The organism is Actinomadura sp. CNU-125, assembly GCF_001942465.1.
GTDB lineage: Bacteria > Actinomycetota > Actinomycetes > Streptosporangiales > Streptosporangiaceae > Spirillospora.
Genome location: NZ_MKJY01000479.1, coordinates 1 through 2126, shown reverse-complemented (window position 1 = coordinate 2126; position 2126 = coordinate 1). Strand labels below are relative to the sequence as shown.

Sequence of the window (2126 nt, the reverse complement as noted above, 5' to 3'; positions counted from 1 at the left end):
GCTGGCGCGCCGCCCCTGGGCGTCCACGCCCAGGAACACGATCCCGGCGGGGGTCTCCGACAGGCGCGCCGAAAGGCGGAAGGGCCCCAGCTGGGCGGGGTCGCCCGGGGGCAACGGCCTCGACATGGCGGCCACACTAACAACCGCGCCCTACGATCGGGTCCGCAGACGGCACACCCGGCCGGACGCCCCGCCGAACCCCGGGCGGGCCCGCGGGCGCCCCGACGGGCCGCGAACCCGCCCGCGGGGACACGCAGCGTTCCCGCACGAACGGGTACAAGTGATCGCGTAGGGTCGGAAGGCGCCCACCGCGCCGGACGGTGCAGGACGGTTGACACGACAGTGCTCGCAGGACAGTGAGGGCTCCCACATGACCATCGCCGCCCACGACGTCGACGAGGCCGCGGCACTGCTGCAGAGCACGGTCGCCGAGGTCAAGAAGGTCATCGTCGGCCAGGAGCACATGGTCGAGCGGATGGCCGTGGCGCTGCTGGCGCGCGGCCACTGCCTGCTCGAGGGCGTGCCCGGCGTCGCCAAGTCCCTCGCCGTGGGAACCCTGGCGCGGGTGGTCGGCGGGACGTTCGCGCGGCTGCAGTTCACCCCCGACCTGGTGCCCTCCGACATCGTCGGCACCCGCATCTACCATCCCTCCACCGAGCAGTTCGACGTCGAACTCGGCCCCGTGTTCGTCAACTTCGTGCTGGCCGACGAGATCAACCGCGCCCCCGCGAAGGTGCAGTCGGCGCTGCTGGAGGTCATGGCCGAACGGCAGGTGTCGCTGGGCGGCACCACCTACCCCCTCCCGCGGCCCTTCATCGTGCTCGCCACACAGAACCCGATCGAGTCCGAAGGCGTCTACCCGCTGCCGGAGGCACAACGCGACCGGTTCCTGATGAAGGTCGACGTCCACCACCCCGGCGCCCACGAGGAACTGCAGATCCTGCGGCGGATGAGCGCCGACCCGCCCGAGGCCGCGCAGGTCCTGGACACCGGACGGCTGGCGACCCTGCAGGCCGCGGCCGCCGAAGTGTCGGTCCACGAACTCGTCGCCGACTACATCGTGCGGCTGGTGATGGCGACCCGCGAACCCGAGCAGTACCGGCTGCCGGACCTGCGGCCCGTCATCGAGATCGGCGCGAGCCCCCGCGCCACGCTCGGCCTGGTGTCGGCCGCGCGGGCGCTGGCGCTGCTGTCGGGCCGCGACTACGTCCTGCCCGACGACGTCCGCGCCGTCGCCGCCGACGTCATGTCCCACCGGCTGGTGCTCACGTTCGACGCCCTCGCCGACGGCATCGCCGCAGGCGACGTCATCGGGCAGATCCTCGCGGCCGTCCCCCCGCCGCGGGTGGTGTGGAACCACGGCGCGGCGGCGGTGACCACGGCATGACCGCCGCCCCGGGGGACGGCACCGACGGCGAACGGCCCGCCGGGCGCGCCGGGACCGCACGGCTCGCGCCCGAGCGGACGCTGCGGCGGCTGGAACTGCAGGTGACGCGCCGGCTGAACGGGCTGCTGAACGGCGAGCACCTGGGGCTGCTGCCGGGACCGGGCACCGAACTGGCCGAAGCGCGCCTGTACCAGCCGGGCGAGGACGACGTCCGGCACATGGACTGGGCGGTGACCGCCCGCACCACCAACCCCCACGTGCGCGACCTCGTCGCCGACCACGAACTGGAGGCGTGGGCGCTGGTCGACATGACCCCCAGCATGGACTTCGGCACCGCCGACCTGATCAAGCGGGAACTGGCGGTGGCGGCACTGGCCGCGGTGGGATTCATGACGGTGCGGCTCGGCGACCGCGTCGGCGCGTACCTGCTGCACGGCGGCGGGCTGCGACGCTGGCCCGCCCGGACGGGCAGGGCACCCTTCTACGCGCTGCTGCAGGCGGTCCTGGACGCCCGCCCGCACGCCCCCGCCGCCGGCGAACCCGCCGACGACCAGAAACCGGGCCTCGGCAGGGGCCTCGCCGGGGGACTCGGGACGGGCCGCACCGGCACCCGCGACCTCGCCGCGGCGATCGACTCCCTGGACCGCGGCCAGTCCCGCCGCGGCCTCCGCGTCATCATCGCCGACTTCCTGCCCACCCCCGGCGCCGACGACGACCTCCCGCCCGACGCCCTCACCGC

At 74.4% G+C, this 2126-nt stretch carries 2 protein-coding genes; both read left to right on the top strand.

The features are described 5' to 3' along the window. Positions 1 to 370: 370 nt before the first annotated feature. On the top strand, positions 371 to 1387 hold the full coding sequence (locus BJF79_RS38275; protein ID WP_075904720.1) for an AAA family ATPase: 1017 nt from the start codon (positions 371 to 373) through the stop codon (positions 1385 to 1387). After that, positions 1384 to 2126: DUF58 domain-containing protein (locus tag BJF79_RS38270; protein ID WP_143220765.1), on the top strand; the 743-nt coding region annotated here is incomplete at its 3' end. The genes BJF79_RS38275 and BJF79_RS38270, both read left to right, overlap by 4 nt.

Bases quoted from the DNA above. Each gene is read 5' to 3' on its own strand.
- BJF79_RS38275 (WP_075904720.1), top strand. From the start codon at position 371: ATGACCATCGCCGCCCACGACGTCGACGAGGCCGCGGCACTGCTGCAG.